General features: G+C 43.3%; 13 protein-coding genes. 10 read left to right on the top strand and 3 right to left on the bottom strand.

The window, feature by feature from the left end; all coding sequences use genetic code 11:
* The first annotated feature begins 203 nt into the window (after window positions 1-203).
* From SFU91_07585 to SFU91_07540, 10 genes are all read left to right on the top strand, one after another.
* On the top strand, window positions 204-1,061 hold the full coding sequence (locus tag SFU91_07585; protein MDX2128879.1) for a PHP domain-containing protein: 858 nt from the start codon (window positions 204-206) through the stop codon (window positions 1,059-1,061).
* A gap of 162 nt (window positions 1,062-1,223) precedes the next feature.
* On the top strand, window positions 1,224-2,342 hold the full coding sequence (gene ugpC / locus SFU91_07580; protein ID MDX2128878.1) for a sn-glycerol-3-phosphate ABC transporter ATP-binding protein UgpC: 1,119 nt from the start codon (window positions 1,224-1,226) through the stop codon (window positions 2,340-2,342).
* Between the two features lie 114 nt (window positions 2,343-2,456).
* The gene (locus SFU91_07575) at window positions 2,457-3,167 is read left to right on the top strand and encodes an alpha/beta hydrolase-fold protein (protein ID MDX2128877.1); all 711 of its coding nucleotides are present in this window, start codon (window positions 2,457-2,459) and stop codon (window positions 3,165-3,167) included.
* A 250-nt stretch (window positions 3,168-3,417) separates the two neighbouring features.
* Window positions 3,418-3,714 (top strand): YfhL family 4Fe-4S dicluster ferredoxin, encoded by a 297-nt coding sequence (locus tag SFU91_07570; GenBank protein ID MDX2128876.1) that lies wholly within the window; start codon window positions 3,418-3,420, stop codon window positions 3,712-3,714.
* A 244-nt stretch (window positions 3,715-3,958) separates the two neighbouring features.
* Window positions 3,959-4,192, top strand: a complete 234-nt coding sequence (gene rpmB, locus SFU91_07565; GenBank protein MDX2128875.1) for a 50S ribosomal protein L28 — start codon at window positions 3,959-3,961, stop codon at window positions 4,190-4,192.
* Between the two features lie 116 nt (window positions 4,193-4,308).
* Window positions 4,309-4,770, top strand: coding sequence for a ribonuclease HI (gene rnhA, locus SFU91_07560; GenBank protein ID MDX2128874.1), 462 nt, complete (start codon window positions 4,309-4,311; stop codon window positions 4,768-4,770).
* A 21-nt stretch (window positions 4,771-4,791) separates the two neighbouring features.
* On the top strand, window positions 4,792-5,889 hold the full coding sequence (locus SFU91_07555) for a hypothetical protein (GenBank protein ID MDX2128873.1): 1,098 nt from the start codon (window positions 4,792-4,794) through the stop codon (window positions 5,887-5,889).
* 35 nt (window positions 5,890-5,924) lie between these two features.
* A complete protein-coding gene (locus SFU91_07550) occupies window positions 5,925-6,458 on the top strand; it encodes a peroxiredoxin (GenBank protein MDX2128872.1) in 534 nt (177 codons plus the stop codon).
* 18 nt (window positions 6,459-6,476) lie between these two features.
* On the top strand, window positions 6,477-7,490 hold the full coding sequence (locus SFU91_07545) for a zinc-binding dehydrogenase (GenBank protein MDX2128871.1): 1,014 nt from the start codon (window positions 6,477-6,479) through the stop codon (window positions 7,488-7,490).
* Between the two features lies 1 nt (window position 7,491).
* Window positions 7,492-10,806 (top strand): two-component regulator propeller domain-containing protein, encoded by a 3,315-nt coding sequence (locus tag SFU91_07540; protein ID MDX2128870.1) that lies wholly within the window; start codon window positions 7,492-7,494, stop codon window positions 10,804-10,806.
* 16 nt (window positions 10,807-10,822) lie between these two features.
* On the opposite strand, the gene SFU91_07535 is transcribed toward SFU91_07540, so the two are convergent.
* From SFU91_07535 to SFU91_07525, 3 genes are all read right to left on the bottom strand, one after another.
* Window positions 10,823-12,130 (bottom strand): AAA family ATPase, encoded by a 1,308-nt coding sequence (locus tag SFU91_07535; protein ID MDX2128869.1) that lies wholly within the window; start codon window positions 12,128-12,130, stop codon window positions 10,823-10,825.
* Window positions 12,131-12,242: 112 nt separating this feature from the next.
* Window positions 12,243-15,341: an efflux RND transporter permease subunit gene (locus SFU91_07530; protein MDX2128868.1), complete on the bottom strand. Its 3,099-nt coding sequence runs from the start codon at window positions 15,339-15,341 to the stop codon at window positions 12,243-12,245.
* A gap of 55 nt (window positions 15,342-15,396) precedes the next feature.
* Window positions 15,397-16,737: an RsmB/NOP family class I SAM-dependent RNA methyltransferase gene (locus SFU91_07525; protein ID MDX2128867.1), complete on the bottom strand. Its 1,341-nt coding sequence runs from the start codon at window positions 16,735-16,737 to the stop codon at window positions 15,397-15,399.
* Window positions 16,738-16,763: the final 26 nt, after the last annotated feature.

The following is a 16,763-nucleotide window of genomic DNA, read 5'->3' as shown; positions in this document are numbered from 1 at the left end:
TGAGTCGCGAGCCAAAACAATTTTCTATTTCTTTACTGGGGTTAAAATTCGACGCCTTTACATCTTTCAATCAATCATCCATACTTGAAAACGCTTATCTCCTCAAGATTATTCGTCAATCATAACTCTTTGTTGAATTCTGATAACTGAATTTTATTATATTCTCATGAAACTAATTTTACATAACGTTAACCTAAACAAAAATGTCTATGGACGTAGGCAGCGCAGTACCCAATGGTGCTGTGGCTGATTTGCATATGCATACCACTTGTTCGGACGGGGCACTGATGCCATTGGAATTGGTAGAGAAGGCTTATCACGCCGGGCTTCATACCATTAGCATCACCGATCATGATAATTTCGCCGCAATTGATATTGCGCTTGAACGCACGCGGGAGCTTGGAATGGAATTGGTTCCGGGCGTTGAAGTGAGCACTTCGCATGAAGGGCGCGATATACATGTCTTAGGATATTATATCGATTATCATCATTCGCCGCTTGTCGATTACCTCGCGTATTGCCGAAAAGAACGCTTGAAGCGTGCCGATCGAATTGTAGAAAATTTAAAGCGCGAAAGCATCAATATCACGGTTGAGCAAATTTTGAAAAAAGCCGGAAACGGCTCGGTCGGAAGACCTCATATTGCCGCTGTGCTTCAAGAGCAAGGGTATGTTCAAAGTTTTAATGAAGCTTTTAACCGCTATATCGGAACGCACTGTGAGTCCTATGAAAAGGGGATTGAGACAGCGCCAGCTGAAGTGATTCGTTTAATTAATGAAGCAGGTGGACTTTCGGTGCTGGCACATCCCGGTCGGTTTGTACCGGATGATACAGTGCGTTACCTCATCGATGAGGGGCTTGATGGAATGGAAATTGTTCATCCCTCTCACAACGAAGAGAGGCGTGAGTTTTACCGTGCAATTGCAAACGAGTATTTTCTGGTAATGACCGGCGGCGCTGATTATCACGGTGTTAAGCCTCAAGATGATGAAAATTTTGGTAAGCTTACGGTGCCATACAGTTGGGTACAAAAATTGAAAAACAGGCTTTGTATTGCGTAAAGATTTCAAGAGAAACGAATAAAAATTTCAAAAACCTTGAAAGAGAAACTTAAGCGGTTATTTGCTTCAATAAGCGTTGAAGAACATTTATAAGGATATATTCAATCATTACTTTTCCAATTAACTTAAGCGAAATCGGCATTGCCGCTAAGCAAAAAACCTATGTCAACAGTTGTTCTCAATCAAATCGAAAAAGTTTACGAAGGCGGTGTCAAAGCCGTGCATGCGGTCAATCTCGAAATTGCCGATAAAGAATTTGTGGTGTTGGTAGGGCCGTCAGGATGCGGCAAATCAACCACTTTAAGAATGATCGCTGGGTTAGAAGAAATTTCTGGTGGTGATTTACTGATAGATGGCGTTCGAATGAACGATGTGCCACCAAAGGACAGAGATATCGCAATGGTGTTTCAAAATTATGCTCTTTACCCGCACATGACTGTATTTGAAAATATGGCGTTCGGGCTTGAATTGAGAAAATATCCTAAAGAAGAAATAAAAACCCGAGTCGATGAAGCTGCCCGTATTTTGGGTCTTGATAAATACTTGGATCGCAAGCCGAAAGCGCTCTCAGGCGGTCAAAGGCAACGCGTTGCCGTCGGACGCGCCATTGTCCGCAAACCCAAAGTCTTCCTTTTCGATGAACCCCTCTCCAATCTCGACGCCAAAATGCGCGTCGAAACCCGAACCAACATCTCGCGGCTTCATAAAATGCTTGGCGCAACGATGGTTTATGTCACACACGACCAAGTTGAAGCAATGACAATGGCCGATAGAATCGTGGTCATGAAGGATGGACGTGTTCAACAAATCGATACACCACTTAATTTGTATAATCATCCGGTCAATAAATTTGTAGCAGGCTTTATCGGAAGTCCGGCAATGAATTTTGTTGATGGCATGATTGTCGATACCGGCGGCGTGGGTTTCAAAGATAAAAACGGGAAGATGGAATTTACACTTCCTCAAGAAGTGGCGGCAAAAGTCAAGCAAATGGTCGGTAAAGAAGTTGTAATGGGAATTCGGCCGGAAGACATTTATGACGCAGGCTTTTCTCAAAGGGCTTCAAATGTTGTAAAAGCGAAATTGCCGATTGATGTTGTGGAGCCGATGGGAAATGAAACCTTTATTTATTATGCCCTCCAAAGCTCGCAAATGAATAATATGTTTGTCAGCCGTGTCGATATGAGACATGTTCCAAAGGTTGGCGAAGAATTTGAATTTGCAATGGATGTTTCAAAAATTCTTTTCTTTGATAAGCAAACCGAAGTCACGCTTAATTAAAAATCAAGCAAAGCGTACAAAAGTTCAGCATTTTTGCGGAAGTTTTGGAAACCAAATAATATCAGGTTTTTTTTCACGCGTCAAATCAGAGATTAAGAAATAAAACAACCTTTTATGCACGTCGAGTATCACAAATGGTATAGTCACCGCGTTCACCGCGATATGGAATTGCTCGTTTACGGCCACACCGGTGTTCCCGTTTTGGTATTGCCAACTTCATACGCCCGTTTCTATGAATGGAAAGACCAAGGGATGATGAATACGTTGGGCGATAAGATTGATAATGGTCATTTGCAATTTTACCTTATCGATTCACTTGCAGGTGCCACTTGGTATAATTACAATGCGCACCCCGATACCCGAATGTGGTATCATAATCAATGGGAACAATATGTGATGCATGAAGTTTATCCCTTTATGCGATATAAAAATTGGAATACCTTTACCATTTTAACCGGCGCAAGTTTTGGTGCTTTTTTAGCTGTCAATTTTGCTTTGAAACATCCCGAGTATGTCAATAAAGTTGTAGCAATGGCAGGCGGCTATGAGACAGATTTCTTTGGAGGTTATCACAGCAGCGATATTTATTTCAATTCGCCTTTAGAGTACATTCCGAATATGCACGATCATTACACCCTTGAGCGAATCCGAGGCATTGATTGGAAATTGGTAACAAGCACGTGGGATATTGAAGAATGCCGCGAAACCACAATCCAGCTTTCTCATAAAATGTGGAGCAAAGGCATCTGGAATCAGCGTGATATTTGGAACGATGCCCCTCACGATTGGCCGTCGTGGCACCGAATGGTAAGGGTGTATTTGTAGTTGATCATTATTTAATTCTTAATTGTTAGAAAACGGAATCCTGTTGCATTACGGGATTTCGTTTTTTTGCTTAAAAAATATTATAAAGAAAGCCCCAAGCCCCGCAGGGGCGAAATCATCATTAAACCCCGTGTGTTCACAATTTTAGGAGCTGTTTTATTAAAAAATCTTTTTTTGGTATTTTTGCTAAGTTTCGCCCGAAAAGGAGACGGGCATTTAATCAAAAAAATGAAGTAAAAAGGAGTAATCTATGGCGTTACACATCACAGATGATTGTATTACTTGCGGCGCTTGTGAGCCGGAGTGCCCAAATACAGCAATTTACGAACCGGGTTATGAATGGAAGCTTGGTGGAGAAAAGCATGCGGCACTTTCCAATGATCATTATTATATCACCCCGGCGAAATGCACAGAGTGTGTAGGGTTTCATGAAGAATCTCAATGTGCGGCGGTTTGCCCTGTTGACGCTTGTGTGAAAGACCCAAATTTTCCGGAAACCAAAGAGGCCCTCTTAGCCAAAAAAGAATCGCTCAATGGTGGGAAATAAAGCATTTCTTATACGTTAATCTAAAAGCCCGGATAAAGGGCTTTTTTTATTAGCGCTTCGGGCGGCTGAAAATTAATGAAGAATAATGGTGGAGCTTTAATTATGTGAAAACGACTTGTAAAATAAAGAAATTGGCGTATATTTGCCCCCTTATTTTTGGAGAATATCTAGGGAACCCAGTCCGCTTAAAAAAAGCGTGCTCCCGGGCAAAATTTTTTGAATCAACGGCTTAACTACGATTACTATGTCTAAAGTTTGTGTTTTAACCGGAAAAAAGCACATGTACGGAAACACCGTTTCACATGCAAACAATCACAGCAGAACCCGTTTCGAACCGAATTTGCAAGAAAAGCGAATTTGGCTTGAAGATGAAAAAAAATGGGTTCGCGTGCGCCTATCAACCCGTGCAATCAAGAACATCAGCAAAAACGGAACAGCTGAACTTGCGGCCTATTTAAGATCTGAAGGAAAACTCTAAGGGATACTTTACGAGTTTCTTTTTTCAAGTCAAATCATAACAGAATAAAAAAAGATTCCGATGGTTTCAAGGAGATCATCGGAATCTTTTTATCTTTCGAGATAACGGGTTTTATTATGGCATTATCTCAAACAAAAGAAAAAGAGGTCATCATTTATACCGACGGCGCCTGTAGCGGAAATCCGGGCGAGGGCGGTTGGGGAGCAATTCTGATTTACAACGGAACTCAACGAGAAATTTCTGGGTATGTCAAGGAAACCACCAACAACCGAATGGAGATGATGGCTGCCATAATGGCGCTCTCCGAGCTAAAGGAACGCTGCAGTGTTCACCTTCACACCGATTCGAATTACATTGTTCAAGCCTTTAACGAAGGCTGGCTTCAAGGCTGGAAGTCGCGCGGTTGGAAAACCGCAAAAAAATCTCCCGTTCTCAATCAAGACCTTTGGAAACAGCTGGAGTCGCTGACCGAAAAGCACACGGTGACTTTTGTAAAAGTGAAAGGGCATAGTGACGACGAACTTAATAACCGCGCGGATTTCCTTGCAACCTCTGCAATTTCAAACCATCGAAACTGATTCATTTCAAATAGAAGTAACATGCCTGAAGACTTACAAACGCCACCACCACTTGACCCAAGCAGTGACCCAATGGGAGGAATGCTGCCGAAAAAAAATCGGTATGGCGTTCTGATTTTTGTATCTATAATTTCAATGCTTTTTATGGGCGTTGCACTTCGAATCAATTGGGAATTAGAGCGCTTGCCTTGTGAATCCATTTCTCCGGCAATGTACCAAAGCCTTGATCGGTTACCTAAAGGCGTCAATCTCATCGTTTTTTTAAGCCTTCATGATATTCGGAAAACGGTGTTTTGGAAAGAGATTATTCCGGATTCGATTAAAGATTCGCGTGCCACTTTGGGGGAAGCATCGTTGGATTCGCTTGCGAAATCGCTTGATTTTGTGCTTCTGCGCGATCTTGATACACTAATTTATGCTGCTGAGGCAAGGGAAGGGTATGAGCCGGATTTCCTTTTGCTTGTAAGCGGTCGTTTACCGATTGAAAAGCTATCGCTCCTACTCACTGGATTTTCACAAAAAGATACACTTCAAAAAACTTGGAGTGACCCACGGATTACAAGGCTTAAGCCACGGCTTTTCGCTGCAATTACAGATGAAGGGCGGCTGCTTGTTTCAAGTAAAACGCGCTTTGCGGAAGAGTACCTTTCAGGAAACAAAAGTTTTTGGGAAAGTGATACTCTCTTGCGACCGCTTGTTGAAACGGCTCGCTATAAATCGCAAATGTGGTTGGTCGGCGGTGTGGCAGAGTGGAGCCTTGCGGCACTTCGCGGGCTGACAAGCAGCAATCAATCGCTTGCTGAAACCGGAAATATTGCCAAAATTCAAAAGATGGTGATTTCAATGAGGTTTGGCGATGGAGTTGAAGGGCAAACGGAATGGATTTATCGAAATCGAACGAGTGCTTTTTTTGCGGGAGGTCTTATTAATATTGCCATAGGTGTTGCAAAACTCTTTAGCTCTCGAACCACACCTGCGCAAAAAGAGCTTTTAGAGCGAATTGTTGTGAAGCAAAATTTAGAAGCCTTGGCATTTGATATTTCTTTGACCAATAAACTCATCAATGATTTGCAAAGTCAAAAGGAAGATATCACGCCTCTTGCAACTGAAACCAAGTAATTGGCGTGATTCAATAATGATGAAATGAATTCGATATGACATTGAACTTTAGATATTTCACTCTCGTGATGATGGTGATATTTGCCGCAAGTTGCAGCGAGCAGGCTGTAATTCTTTCGGAAAATCAAGAAGCGCCGGACTTTGCTCTAAAATCGGACAATGGGAATACAGTAACCCTTTCACAATTTAAGGGGAAATCGGCTGTTGTCCTTTATTTCTACCCTAAAGACGGGACTCCGGGTTGTACAAAAGAAGCGTGTTCATTTCGGGATAAAATGGATGCTTTTGAGGCAACTGGAATTGAGGTGATTGGAATCAGCACCGATGATATTGAATCACATGAAGAATTCAGGAAAAATGAGAAACTTAATTTCACTTTGGTTTCGGATGAAAGCAAGGAAGTGAGTAAAAGGTATGGGGTTTTGGGATCAATTGGATTAGCGAAGCGTGTGACTTTTTTGATTGATCGAGAGGGCATAATTCGAAAAGTATTTCAGGAAGTAAAACCGGAAAGTCATGCAGAGGAAGTGATGTCGGCGGCAAAAGCATTAGGGCTTGCAATTGAATAATGTGATTCGTTAAAGGCAATGAAAAAGTGGGTATTTGAAAATGGGCATTATCAGTTGAAAGAGATTGATGTGCCCGTGCTTCACGATAATGAAGTAGAAATTACCGTTAAAGCTGCAGGGTTAAATTATGCCGATATCAAAATTCTTCGTGCTCAGATAGCCGGCCACTCACTTGAACGAGGTACGCGAAAAGCGCAAGAAGCGGGTTCGGAAGTTTCTGGGGTGGTAAGCAGGACTGGCCGCGATGCTTTCCGATTTGGAATTGGAGAGCGCGTATTCGCAGTCAATCATTGGGGAGGGGCATTTGCAGAAAAAATGATTGTTCCGGAATATGCGATTCAGCGAATTCCGATTGGGATGAGTTTTACTGAAGCCGCCGGGTTCGGTGTGGCTGCTCAAACCGCTTATAATCTTTTGCATATTCAGGGAGTGAAGGAATTGCATCATCAAAATGCCGTCTGCCTTGTTCATGCAGCGGCTGGGGCAACCGGTACAGCCGTGGTTCAAATGGCAAAGCATTTTGGGTTTCGAGTGCTGGCATTGGTGGGGAAAGCAGAAAAAAAAGCGTGGTTTTTAGAAAAGTTAAAACTTGAACCACCGGAGTGGTGTGTGGTCTCGGGGCGGGCTCAAAAAGAGGACGAAATTCATCAGTGTGCCGGAGATCGTGGTGTATCTCTTGTATTTGATGGAAACGGGGGAAGTGAATTTTCACAAAACTTCCGATACCTGCGGCTTTTTGGAAAGGTTGTACTCTACGGAAATTCTGCCGGAGATATTCCGCCATTTAACCCTTATGAATTGGTTTTTCATTCCCATCAAATTTTAGGCTTTTCGATGCGGGCCGCAACCGCAGACCCGCCTTGGTTTGAATCGGTATATCAAAGTCTTTTTGAGCTTTATCGAAAAGGAAACTATCAACCCATTATGGGAAAGACTTTTGCTTTTCAAGAATTACCGGCAGCATTGAAATACATCGAAAGCGGTGAAAGTTGCGGAAAGATTACCCTATCAACCGAACTAAAATCTTCCTGAATTGAATCCTAGATCATCACAAAGCTTCGCATTGCCCTTCATTCGGCCTTTACCTTCGAGAGCAAGAATGGGGATTCTTTTTGTTTTTGATGTCATTATTGCAATTGCTTTTTGTTCAAACGTCACACAAGCGCAGATTGAAAAAGCGCCCACGCAATATGTTTTTCAATCGTGGCAGAGTGAAAATGGTTTGCCTTCGGGGGTGCTTTCCATTCTTCAATCCAAGGAAGGCTTTTTATACTTCGGGACATACGAGGGTGTGTTTGTGTTTGATGGAATTAAATTTGCCAAACTTCAAACCAAGTATGGTGAAACGCTCAAAGGGTATGTGGTTCGGAAGATTATGCAAGATTCATTTGGGAATCTATGGCTGGGAACGACTGGAAACGGCCTTATTTTAGTGACCCCTGAACGCTTTGTGACTTTCACAACCAAAGAAGGTTTGCCTGATAACAATATCTCCGCCATTTATGAAACGAGTGACACGGCGCTTTGGGTTGGAACACGCAAAGGGCTTGCGAAAGTGATGCTTTTCCCAAAACCAAAGCTTCCTGAATTAGCTCCCCTAAATTCTGATTCACTTCTTTCACGTTTTCAAGGGATGGAAGTTCGTGCGCTAGCCGAGAATCGGGATTCGCTTTCGCAGAAACGTATTTTTTGGATAGGAACAGATTTTAAGGGCCTTTACGGAATCTGTAGAGGTGAGGCCAATGCAGAGCGCTTTCATTTCACTGAAGCTTTGGGGCTTCAAAGCAATACCATTTCTGTTCTTCATGTTGGAAGAGTTGGCGAATTGTGGATTGGCGGATTGAAGGGACTGTCAAGTTTTTTGAAAGGACGATTAACCAATTATGATGCTTTTCCGAATGGACCGCAGCGAAATGCCATTTTAGATGTGGAAACTGCGGCCGATGGTGATGTTTGGGTTGGCACGACAGACGGCGTTCACAGGCTTTCATTGAAAATTGCGGCTCAAGGTCATGCCTACGGGTTTACTCACTTTGGAGAGTCAGAAGGGCTGTCAAGTTCAGAGATCACGGATATCGCGCAGGATAGTGAAAAAAATATTTGGGTCGGAACAGCGCGTGCCGGTGCAAATAAAATAACGGATGGCAGTATCACGACAATCACCACAAGAGAAGGACTTGCGGGAAATAGTATTTACGCCATATTACCGGGATCAAATGGTGAAATGTGGATTGGCGCGTATGGTGGGCTTCAAAAAGTGATGCCGAGCGGTGAGATTGTTCGATTTAATAGTGATGTAGGACTGCCAACAGATGTCATTCGTGCACTTGCAAAACAGAAAAACGGCGACTTTTGGGTTGGCACATTTGGCCGCGGACTTTACAAGCGGGTGGGTAATCGGTTCAAAGCGTATGATACTGATCAAGGACTTCCGAGCAAAGCGATACGCTCAATCGTTGAAAATACAGCAGGCCAATTATTGGTAGGCACACGGCGAGGAATTGCAATCTATAATCCTCTGCGTGACGCCTTTGAACTGCTTTCGAATTCTAAGTTGCAATCAGTTTCTATTAATTCACTTTCAGTTGGTAAGTCAGGGGTGTGGGTTTCAAGTGATGGTGCCGGGGTTTGGTTGCTGAAAGACAGTGTTGCGATACAGTTTGATGAGTCTCAAGGGCTTTCTTCTGAATTTATCTTTACGATTCATGAAGATGCGAAAGGAATTGTTTGGATTGGCACAAAGGATGGGCTCTTTTGTTTACGAGAGGGGGAAATTGAAAATTTATCGCAACGGAATCCTCTTTTATCGACACCGGTGTTTCAAATCCTTGAAGATGACGATGGAATGTTATGGTTAGGAACAGTTCAAGGCATTATGCGTGTGAAGAAATCAGTGTTGAATTTGCCTGAAGCGGAGTTGGATGTTCGGCAATTTGGAAAGGCGGATGGGATGAGAACCGATGCGTGCACAGTTCCTGCAACTGGGGCGGTCGGTGCGAATGGGGTATTGTGGTTTCCGACCAATCGTGGGGTATCGCTTATTCAACCGAAAAACTTAAAGGATCTTCCTGAACCGGCAGTTGCCCGAGTGATCGAAATTCAATCTGAAACGAAAAGAATTGTATTACCCAGAGAGCATCAGGAAAGAGATTTCGACGCAGGGACAAATCGGATTCGATTTATGTTTACCTCTGTAACTTTTTACTCTCCGGAAAAAATTAAATTTCGTTACAAATTAAATGGCTTCGATGATAAATGGATTGAATCCGGAACATTGCGAGAGGCCACTTATACCAATCTTTCGCCGGGCGATTATTCATTTCTTGTAAAAGCCTCGAATAGTGAAGGGCGCTGGCCGGATACCTATCAAACCATTTCAATATCAATTAAGCCATTCATATATGAGTCTGCGTGGTTTAAGGCATTGATGATTGTAATCGGAGTGTTGGCTGTATTTGGGTTTGTACGGTTTCGAACGATTGCTCTTGAAGCCGGAAAAAAAGAATTGGAAAAACTGGTTGAAGAAAGAACGAGAAGTGAGCGAGAAGAAAAGCGGAAAGCGGAGCTTGCTCGGAGTGAAGCGGAACAAGAGAGAGAAAAAGCGCTTGAAGCGGATAAACTTAAAACAGAGCTTTTGGGGATTGCGGCTCACGACTTAAAAAATCCTTTGCAAAGTATCGGTGGATTTGCGGCACTGATTATTGAGAAACTTGAAGGCGTGGAGTCGGTAGAAGCGAATAAAGTAATGGAATTGCGAGCGATGGTCTCAGCAATCAAACGGTCATCGGATCGCATGTTTTTGATTGTGACTGATCTTTTACAAACTGCAGCGAGTGATACAGGTGTAATGTCCATTTCGCCGGCTGAAACAAATGTCAGCCGACTTCTAGAACAAGCGATTGAAAGCTCATCGGCTCAAGCAGCGGCTAAGGAGCAACGCATCTCAACCCATATTGAGCAAAACTTGGTTTCAGAAATTGACTCTGAGCGGATTTACGCGGCTTTCGATAACTTGATTTCAAATGCCATAAAATATTCACCGGTTGGCAAACCCATTTACATCAGTTTAAAGATGGTTTCGCCACCGTCTAAACTGTTAAAGGAGAAAGCGGCAGTTCAGCTCAAGGTTCAAGATGAAGGGTTGGGACTTTCTGAAACTGATTTCGGAAGGCTCTTCAAACGATTTCAGAGGCTTTCGGCAAAGCCCACCGGCGGAGAAAGTTCTACCGGACTTGGTTTATCGATTGCAAAGAAAATCATTGATATGCACGAAGGAATAATTTGGGCTGAATCTGAAGGAAGCGGAAAAGGAACCACTTTTTATATTGAGTTGCCCTTGAAGAAATAAATCTACTTAACTTAATTCAAAGCTCATTCACAAATCGCACAATACGTTCATCAACAATGATATCCCTCGGTCGAACTTTTGAACGAAGCATAATGCCATTCAATGTTCGGCAACGGCTCAATGCCACATAAAGTTGCCCGTGGGCGAAAGCGCCTCGCCCCATATCAATCACCACGCGGTCAAATGTTTTTCCCTGACTTTTATGAATCGTAACCGCCCACGCCAAGCGTAAAGGAAATTGAATAAACTTCCCAGCGGATTGCGATGAAATCTGTTTGGTTTTAGAATTGAAATCATACTTCAAAATTTCCCACTCCACACGTTCAGCCGTTACAATTTTTCGGATACCATCGGTTTCAATTTCAACCTTCACCGATTCCGATAAAACTTCCTTCACCTTTCCAATCGTCCCGTTCACCCAGCGCTTCGAGGGATCGTTTTTCAAAAACATCACCTGTGCATTTTTTTTCAATACAAGCGTTTCTTCTGCAGGAAAAAATTTCTTGTCGAATCGTCCATCAATCGCTGCTGTAAAGCGAGACTCATTCTCCCTTAATTGCAATAGCCTTGAAGTGTTGATTTGAGCCGCTAAATCGTTGGTGGATGTGAGCCAAACATAAAAGTCTTCTGCATCGGGAATGAACTCGGGAAAAAATCGTTGGTTAATCGTCTGCAATGTTTCGTTGGTTGCTGTGTTGCTTCGTATTGCTTGAAGTACTTCAATAAAATGGGGATCTCGTTGGCGAAAGATTTTATTGAGGCGAATTTTTCGAAGGAGCAGGGAGTCAAAAACTTTTGCACTAAAAAAGTAAGGTGTTTCATAATACGACCCGAAAAGTGTCTGTTCTTCTTCGCTCGTAACCACAGGCGGAAGTTGAAATACATCGCCAATCATAATCACCTGAGCCCCGCCAAAGGGAAGTTTTTTATCCCGGCCATTCGTGCGCATAAAGTGATCGATCCCGTCTATAATATCCGCTCGAACCATCGAGATTTCATCAATAATGAGTGTATCAATGGCTTTGTAGAGTTCCGGTTTCTCTGCCTTTTTAATGGCTTGGCCCGTAATAACGCCAATGGGAAATTTGAAGAAGGAATGAATGGTCTGCCCACCAACATTAAGCGCAGCGATTCCGGTTGGCGCCAAAACCACCACATTTTTCACTGTGTTTTCGCGGAAATAAGTGAGCAAAGTCGATTTCCCCGTTCCCGCACTGCCCGTGATAAAAAGACAATCCGTCGTTTTTTCCATTAACCGAAAAGCTTCTGAAAACTCTGGTGTCAGATCGAGCGATGTAAGATCAAGTTGCGATGGACTGCTCATTTAGGTTGAAGGATTTTAAAAACTGATGGAAAAATGTAGGAAAATTAAATGTAAGTTAAATCAAAAGGGAGTTCATTTATGAACTCCCTTCAAAAAAAAGTTATACAAAAAGTTATACCGGCTCTTCTTCTGCTTTTTTGAAAAGCGTCTTCATTTGAAGCGTCTCCGCTCCGGAATTTGCATTAGAGAGATAGGAGTAAATTGCAGGAACAACATATAGTGTTAATATGGTCGCAAAAGTCATTCCACCCACAACAGCAATCCCCATTGACATTCGGCTCTCCGAGCCTGCTCCTAAGGCAAGTGCAATCGGCAAGAAGCCAAGAATGGTTGAAAGACTTGTCATTAAAATGGGGCGGAAGCGCGACGCCGCTGCATCCTCAATGGCTTCACGCATTGTCAGCCCTTCTTCCTTTCGTTGATTTGCAAATTCAACAATCAAAATCCCGTTTTTCGTCACCAACCCAATAAGCATAATGATTCCGATTTGACTGAAGACATTGAGTGTTTGATTAAATAGCCAAAGGGTAAGCAGCGATCCGGCGAGTGCAAGTGGAACTGTGAATAGAATGATAAACGGATCTCGGAAACTTTCAAATTGACCCGCAAGGACAAGGTAAATTAAAATTAATGCGAGAAGGAAAGCAAAAGCGAGGCTTGAAGAGCTTTCCGCAAAGTCTTTCGATACACCTGCAAGTGAAGTGGTAAACGAATCGTCCAAAATTTCTTTTGAAACTTCATCCATTGCAGCGATTCCCTCACCAATCGTTCGACCCGGGGCAAGCCCTGCCGAAACGGTTGCAGAAACATAGCGATTAAATCGAAAGAGTTGTGGCGGCGAAGCGCGCTCCGAAAGTGATACCAAGTTGTCAAGCTGTATCAAGTTGCCTTGCGAACTTCGCACATAAAGTGACCTTAAATCAAGCGGGTCATTGCGATCTTGACGGTCAAATTGGCCGATGACTTGATACTGCTTGCCATTCATTATAAAGTAGCCAAAGCGCTGCCCGCTTAATGCCAATTGAAGCGTAAGCCCTATATCAGCCACAGAAACACCCATTGTTCGCGCTTTATCTCGGTTGATTTCAACATATAGCTCCGGCTTTGTAAATCGCAAATTGACATCCACCACCTGAAATTCTTGGCGAAGAGAAGCTTGTGCCAAAAACTTTGGTAATACTTCTTTCAGTTTTGTGATATTCGGGGCTTGAATCACATACTGCACCGGTAAGCCACCGCGGCTTCCGCCAATCGACTGCTCTTGAATCACAAACGAACGAGCACCGGATTCGCTTTGTGCTAGAGGCTGAATCGATTCAGCAATTTGTTGTTGCGTTTGAGTTCTCTTCTCAGGATCAGTAAGAATAAAACGGGTCATACCCGTATTGACGCCGCCCCCGCCAAAGCGCGGCGCGGTAACCGTTACAATGGCTTGAGACTGTTCGCCAAAAGCAGCATCGACCTTCGCATAAAGGCTCATCAAAAAATTATCCATATACTCAAATGAAGCCCCTTCAGGCGCTGTGGACATAATTCGAATGGAACTGCGATCTTCTATCGGCGCAAGTTCCGTCTTTAAAACGCCACCAACTCCAACAATAATGGCAATTGAAATAATGACAATCACAAGCCCGACATATCTGTGCTTCATAAATGAATTCAGGGAGCGGGCATAGCCCGATGTAAGGGCTGAAAAGAATGGCTCCGTAAAATCATAAAACCAATTGTTTGAAGAATGCTTTTTGAGCAATCGGCTGCTGAGCATTGGTGTGAGCGTCAGCGCCACAAAAGCAGATATGATTACCGAACCCGCAACAACCAAACCAAACTCCCTAAACAATCTTCCGGTTAATCCTTGCAAAAAAATTACTGGCAAAAACACCGCTGCAAGTACAACCGTTGTTGAAACAACGGCAAAAAAAATCTCTTTCGAACCGCGAATCGCCGCTTCAATCGGGTTCATACCCGCTTCAATCTTCGTGTAGATATTTTCCAATACAACAATCGCATCATCAACCACAAGTCCGATGGCCAGCACAATTCCAAGCAGTGTTAAAACATTTATCGAAAAGCCTGCAATGAAAATGATAAAGAATGTACCAACGAGCGAAATTGGAATTGCAAGAACCGGAATTAATGTTGAGCGCCAGTCGCGAAGGAATGCAAAGATGATCAAGACAACAAGTCCAAACGCGATAAAAATGGTTTCTTCAACTTCGCTAATTGAAGCGCGAATAAACTTTGTAACATCGAAGCCAATCCCAAGCTTAATGTCAGAAGGCAGCTCTTTTTGAATTTGATCTACCCGTTTATAGAATTCATCCACAATGGCAATGTTATTGGCACCGGGCTGTGGAACAATGACAAGCCCAAGCATTGGAATACCATCGCGCCTTAAAGCAAAGCGTTCATTTTCAGGATACATTTCCGCGCGGCCAACATCCTTAAAGCGTATCACGCGACCTTCGGATTGGCGGATAATCATGTCGTTAAAATCCGACACCGTTTCAAGCCTTCCCATTGTGCGAATAGAAAGCTCCATTGTGTTGCCTTCAATTCTTCCTGAGGGTAGTTCAACATTTTCGATGTTCAGTGCATTACGTACATCCGAGGGCGTGAGACCGTAGGCAGCGAGCTTTGCCGGATTCATCCAAAGCCGCATTGAGTATCGCTTTTCACCCCAAATTTGAATTTCGCTGACGCCTTGAATTGTTTGCAACCGCTCTCGAAAAACATTTCTAGCAATCTCGGTCAAATCAAGCAGATTGCGGGTTTGCGATTGAATTGAAAGAAAGACAATGGGGTCGGAATTGGCGTCAGCCTTAGTGACAACAGGTGGGTCAACTTCCGGCGGTAAACTTCGAATCGCTCTTGAAACTCTATCCCGGACATCATTGGCAGCAGTTTCGAGATCAACATCCAAATTAAATTCGACCGTGATATTACTGCGCCCATCTTGACTTGAAGATGTGAGTGAGCGAATTCCGGGTGCACCGTTAATCGATTCCTCGAGCGGCTCCGTAATTTGAGACTCCACCACATCGGCATTGGCGCCTGTATATCCCGTCGAAACCGTAATAACCGGCGGGTCAACCGCTGGATACTCGCGAACTCCCAAATAGAAAAACCCAATAACCCCAAAAAGAATGATGACAAGCGACATTACAATCGAAAGCACCGGACGACGAATGCTGACCGAGGATAAACTCATAGGCTCATGATTTCAAACAGTTACAAAAAACTCGAAAATATAGTAATGTTAACGGCTAAGTTTTCTTTTGAAGTATAGCGGCAAAAAAGCCGTCAGTATCATCTTTGTGAGGAGAAAGCCGCATATAAGAGTCGCCAGAAAAACGCTTGGCGAGAGACTCCGAATCAAACGATAATTTAATCGTAGAAATTGCCTCCGAGGGGCTTAAAAGTGTAAAATCTTGGTTTGCTTTAAGAAAAGATTCAACAACCGATTCATTCTCTTTTTGAAACAATGAACAAGTGGCATAAACCACCCGCCCACCCGGCTTTAAGAATGAAGAAAATCGGGTCAGGATTTGCAACTGCTCGATAGGGAGAGTCTCTAATGAACTTTGCTTTAAGCGAAGCTTCATGTCCGGATTGCGACGCAGTGTCCCCGATCCGGTGCAAGGGGCGTCAATCAAAACAGAATCAAGTGTTCCTCGATGCTTTTTTTCAAACATATCAAAAGCATCGGGCGATTCAATCACTTCAATATTTTGTGCCCCTGAACGCCGAATCCGATCGCGAATATTACCAAAGCGCGATTCAAATTTATCGTAGGCAAATACTTTACCCCGCCCTCCCATCAATGCCGCAAGATGAAGCGTCTTGCCGCCCCCACCGGCACAAGCATCAAGCACTTTCGTTTGTGGCTTAGGATTTAAGAGCAGCGAAATCAGTTGACTTCCTTCATCCTGAATTTCGACCATCCCACTCTTGAATGCCCTTGTTGCAAAAATGGGCTGCCGCTTCTTGATGATGAGTGAGAAAGGAGAAAACTTGCCTAATTCCGATTCAATATCCTCAGCAAATAAGGCCTGCTGCGCTTCTTCACGGGTGCATTTGAGCGTATTTGCGCGCAAAATAAGCGGCGCTTCATGATTGAGTGATTCAAGCAAAGCTTCTAATTCATTTTTTCCAAACGAAGCAGCGAATTCACGCGTCATCCATTCTGTAAATCCATAGGCAGTAGCGAGGCGTTCAATTGTAGGTTCGTCAGCAGGTTTTTTCTTTCTTGCAAGGTGAGAAATATCAAGAAGGGTTTGAACGGAAAGTTGAAGCAAGGGTTGAAATAGCACTGCAAGTTCCTCATCCGTTGCTTGGTCAAGTTTTGCAAAGTGAATCAGAACACGAAGCGGTACGGCAAGATGAGGGTCAATTTGAAGAAAAGCGGTGATTTCATTTGAGAGTTTCTCAAGAGTTGGCTCAAATCGTAAAATGGCATAAACATGCTCGCTAATGAAACGGCGATCTTTTGCGCCCAAATGTTTATGACCTCTCATATAAAATGTCATAATCGCATCTGCAGGTTTCGAAGAGCCGCTCACCAATTGATAAGCCTCAAGCGTATGAGAAATCAAAAATGCATTCATGTAGTAAATTATTTTTTACGCTTAAG

This window comes from Chloroherpetonaceae bacterium (genome assembly GCA_033763895.1).
In the GTDB taxonomy this organism is placed as follows: domain Bacteria; phylum Bacteroidota; class Chlorobiia; order Chlorobiales; family Thermochlorobacteraceae; genus JANRJQ01.
The sequence above is the reverse complement of the archived record's forward strand: the minus strand, read 5'-3'. Positions and strand labels throughout refer to the sequence as shown.

Coding starts and splice junctions, on each gene's coding strand:
- SFU91_07570 (MDX2128876.1), top strand. CDS start 3,418: ATGGCGTTACACATCACAGATGATTGTATTACTTGCGGCGCTTGTGAG.
- SFU91_07555 (MDX2128873.1), top strand. CDS start 4,792: ATGCCTGAAGACTTACAAACGCCACCACCACTTGACCCAAGCAGTGAC.
- rnhA (MDX2128874.1), top strand. CDS start 4,309: ATGGCATTATCTCAAACAAAAGAAAAAGAGGTCATCATTTATACCGAC.
- SFU91_07545 (MDX2128871.1), top strand. CDS start 6,477: ATGAAAAAGTGGGTATTTGAAAATGGGCATTATCAGTTGAAAGAGATT.
- SFU91_07525 (MDX2128867.1), bottom strand. CDS start 16,737: ATGAATGCATTTTTGATTTCTCATACGCTTGAGGCTTATCAATTGGTG.
- SFU91_07575 (MDX2128877.1), top strand. CDS start 2,457: ATGCACGTCGAGTATCACAAATGGTATAGTCACCGCGTTCACCGCGAT.
- SFU91_07535 (MDX2128869.1), bottom strand. CDS start 12,130: ATGAGCAGTCCATCGCAACTTGATCTTACATCGCTCGATCTGACACCA.
- SFU91_07530 (MDX2128868.1), bottom strand. CDS start 15,341: ATGAGTTTATCCTCGGTCAGCATTCGTCGTCCGGTGCTTTCGATTGTA.
- SFU91_07585 (MDX2128879.1), top strand. CDS start 204: ATGTCTATGGACGTAGGCAGCGCAGTACCCAATGGTGCTGTGGCTGAT.
- SFU91_07550 (MDX2128872.1), top strand. CDS start 5,925: ATGACATTGAACTTTAGATATTTCACTCTCGTGATGATGGTGATATTT.
- ugpC (MDX2128878.1), top strand. CDS start 1,224: ATGTCAACAGTTGTTCTCAATCAAATCGAAAAAGTTTACGAAGGCGGT.
- rpmB (MDX2128875.1), top strand. CDS start 3,959: ATGTCTAAAGTTTGTGTTTTAACCGGAAAAAAGCACATGTACGGAAAC.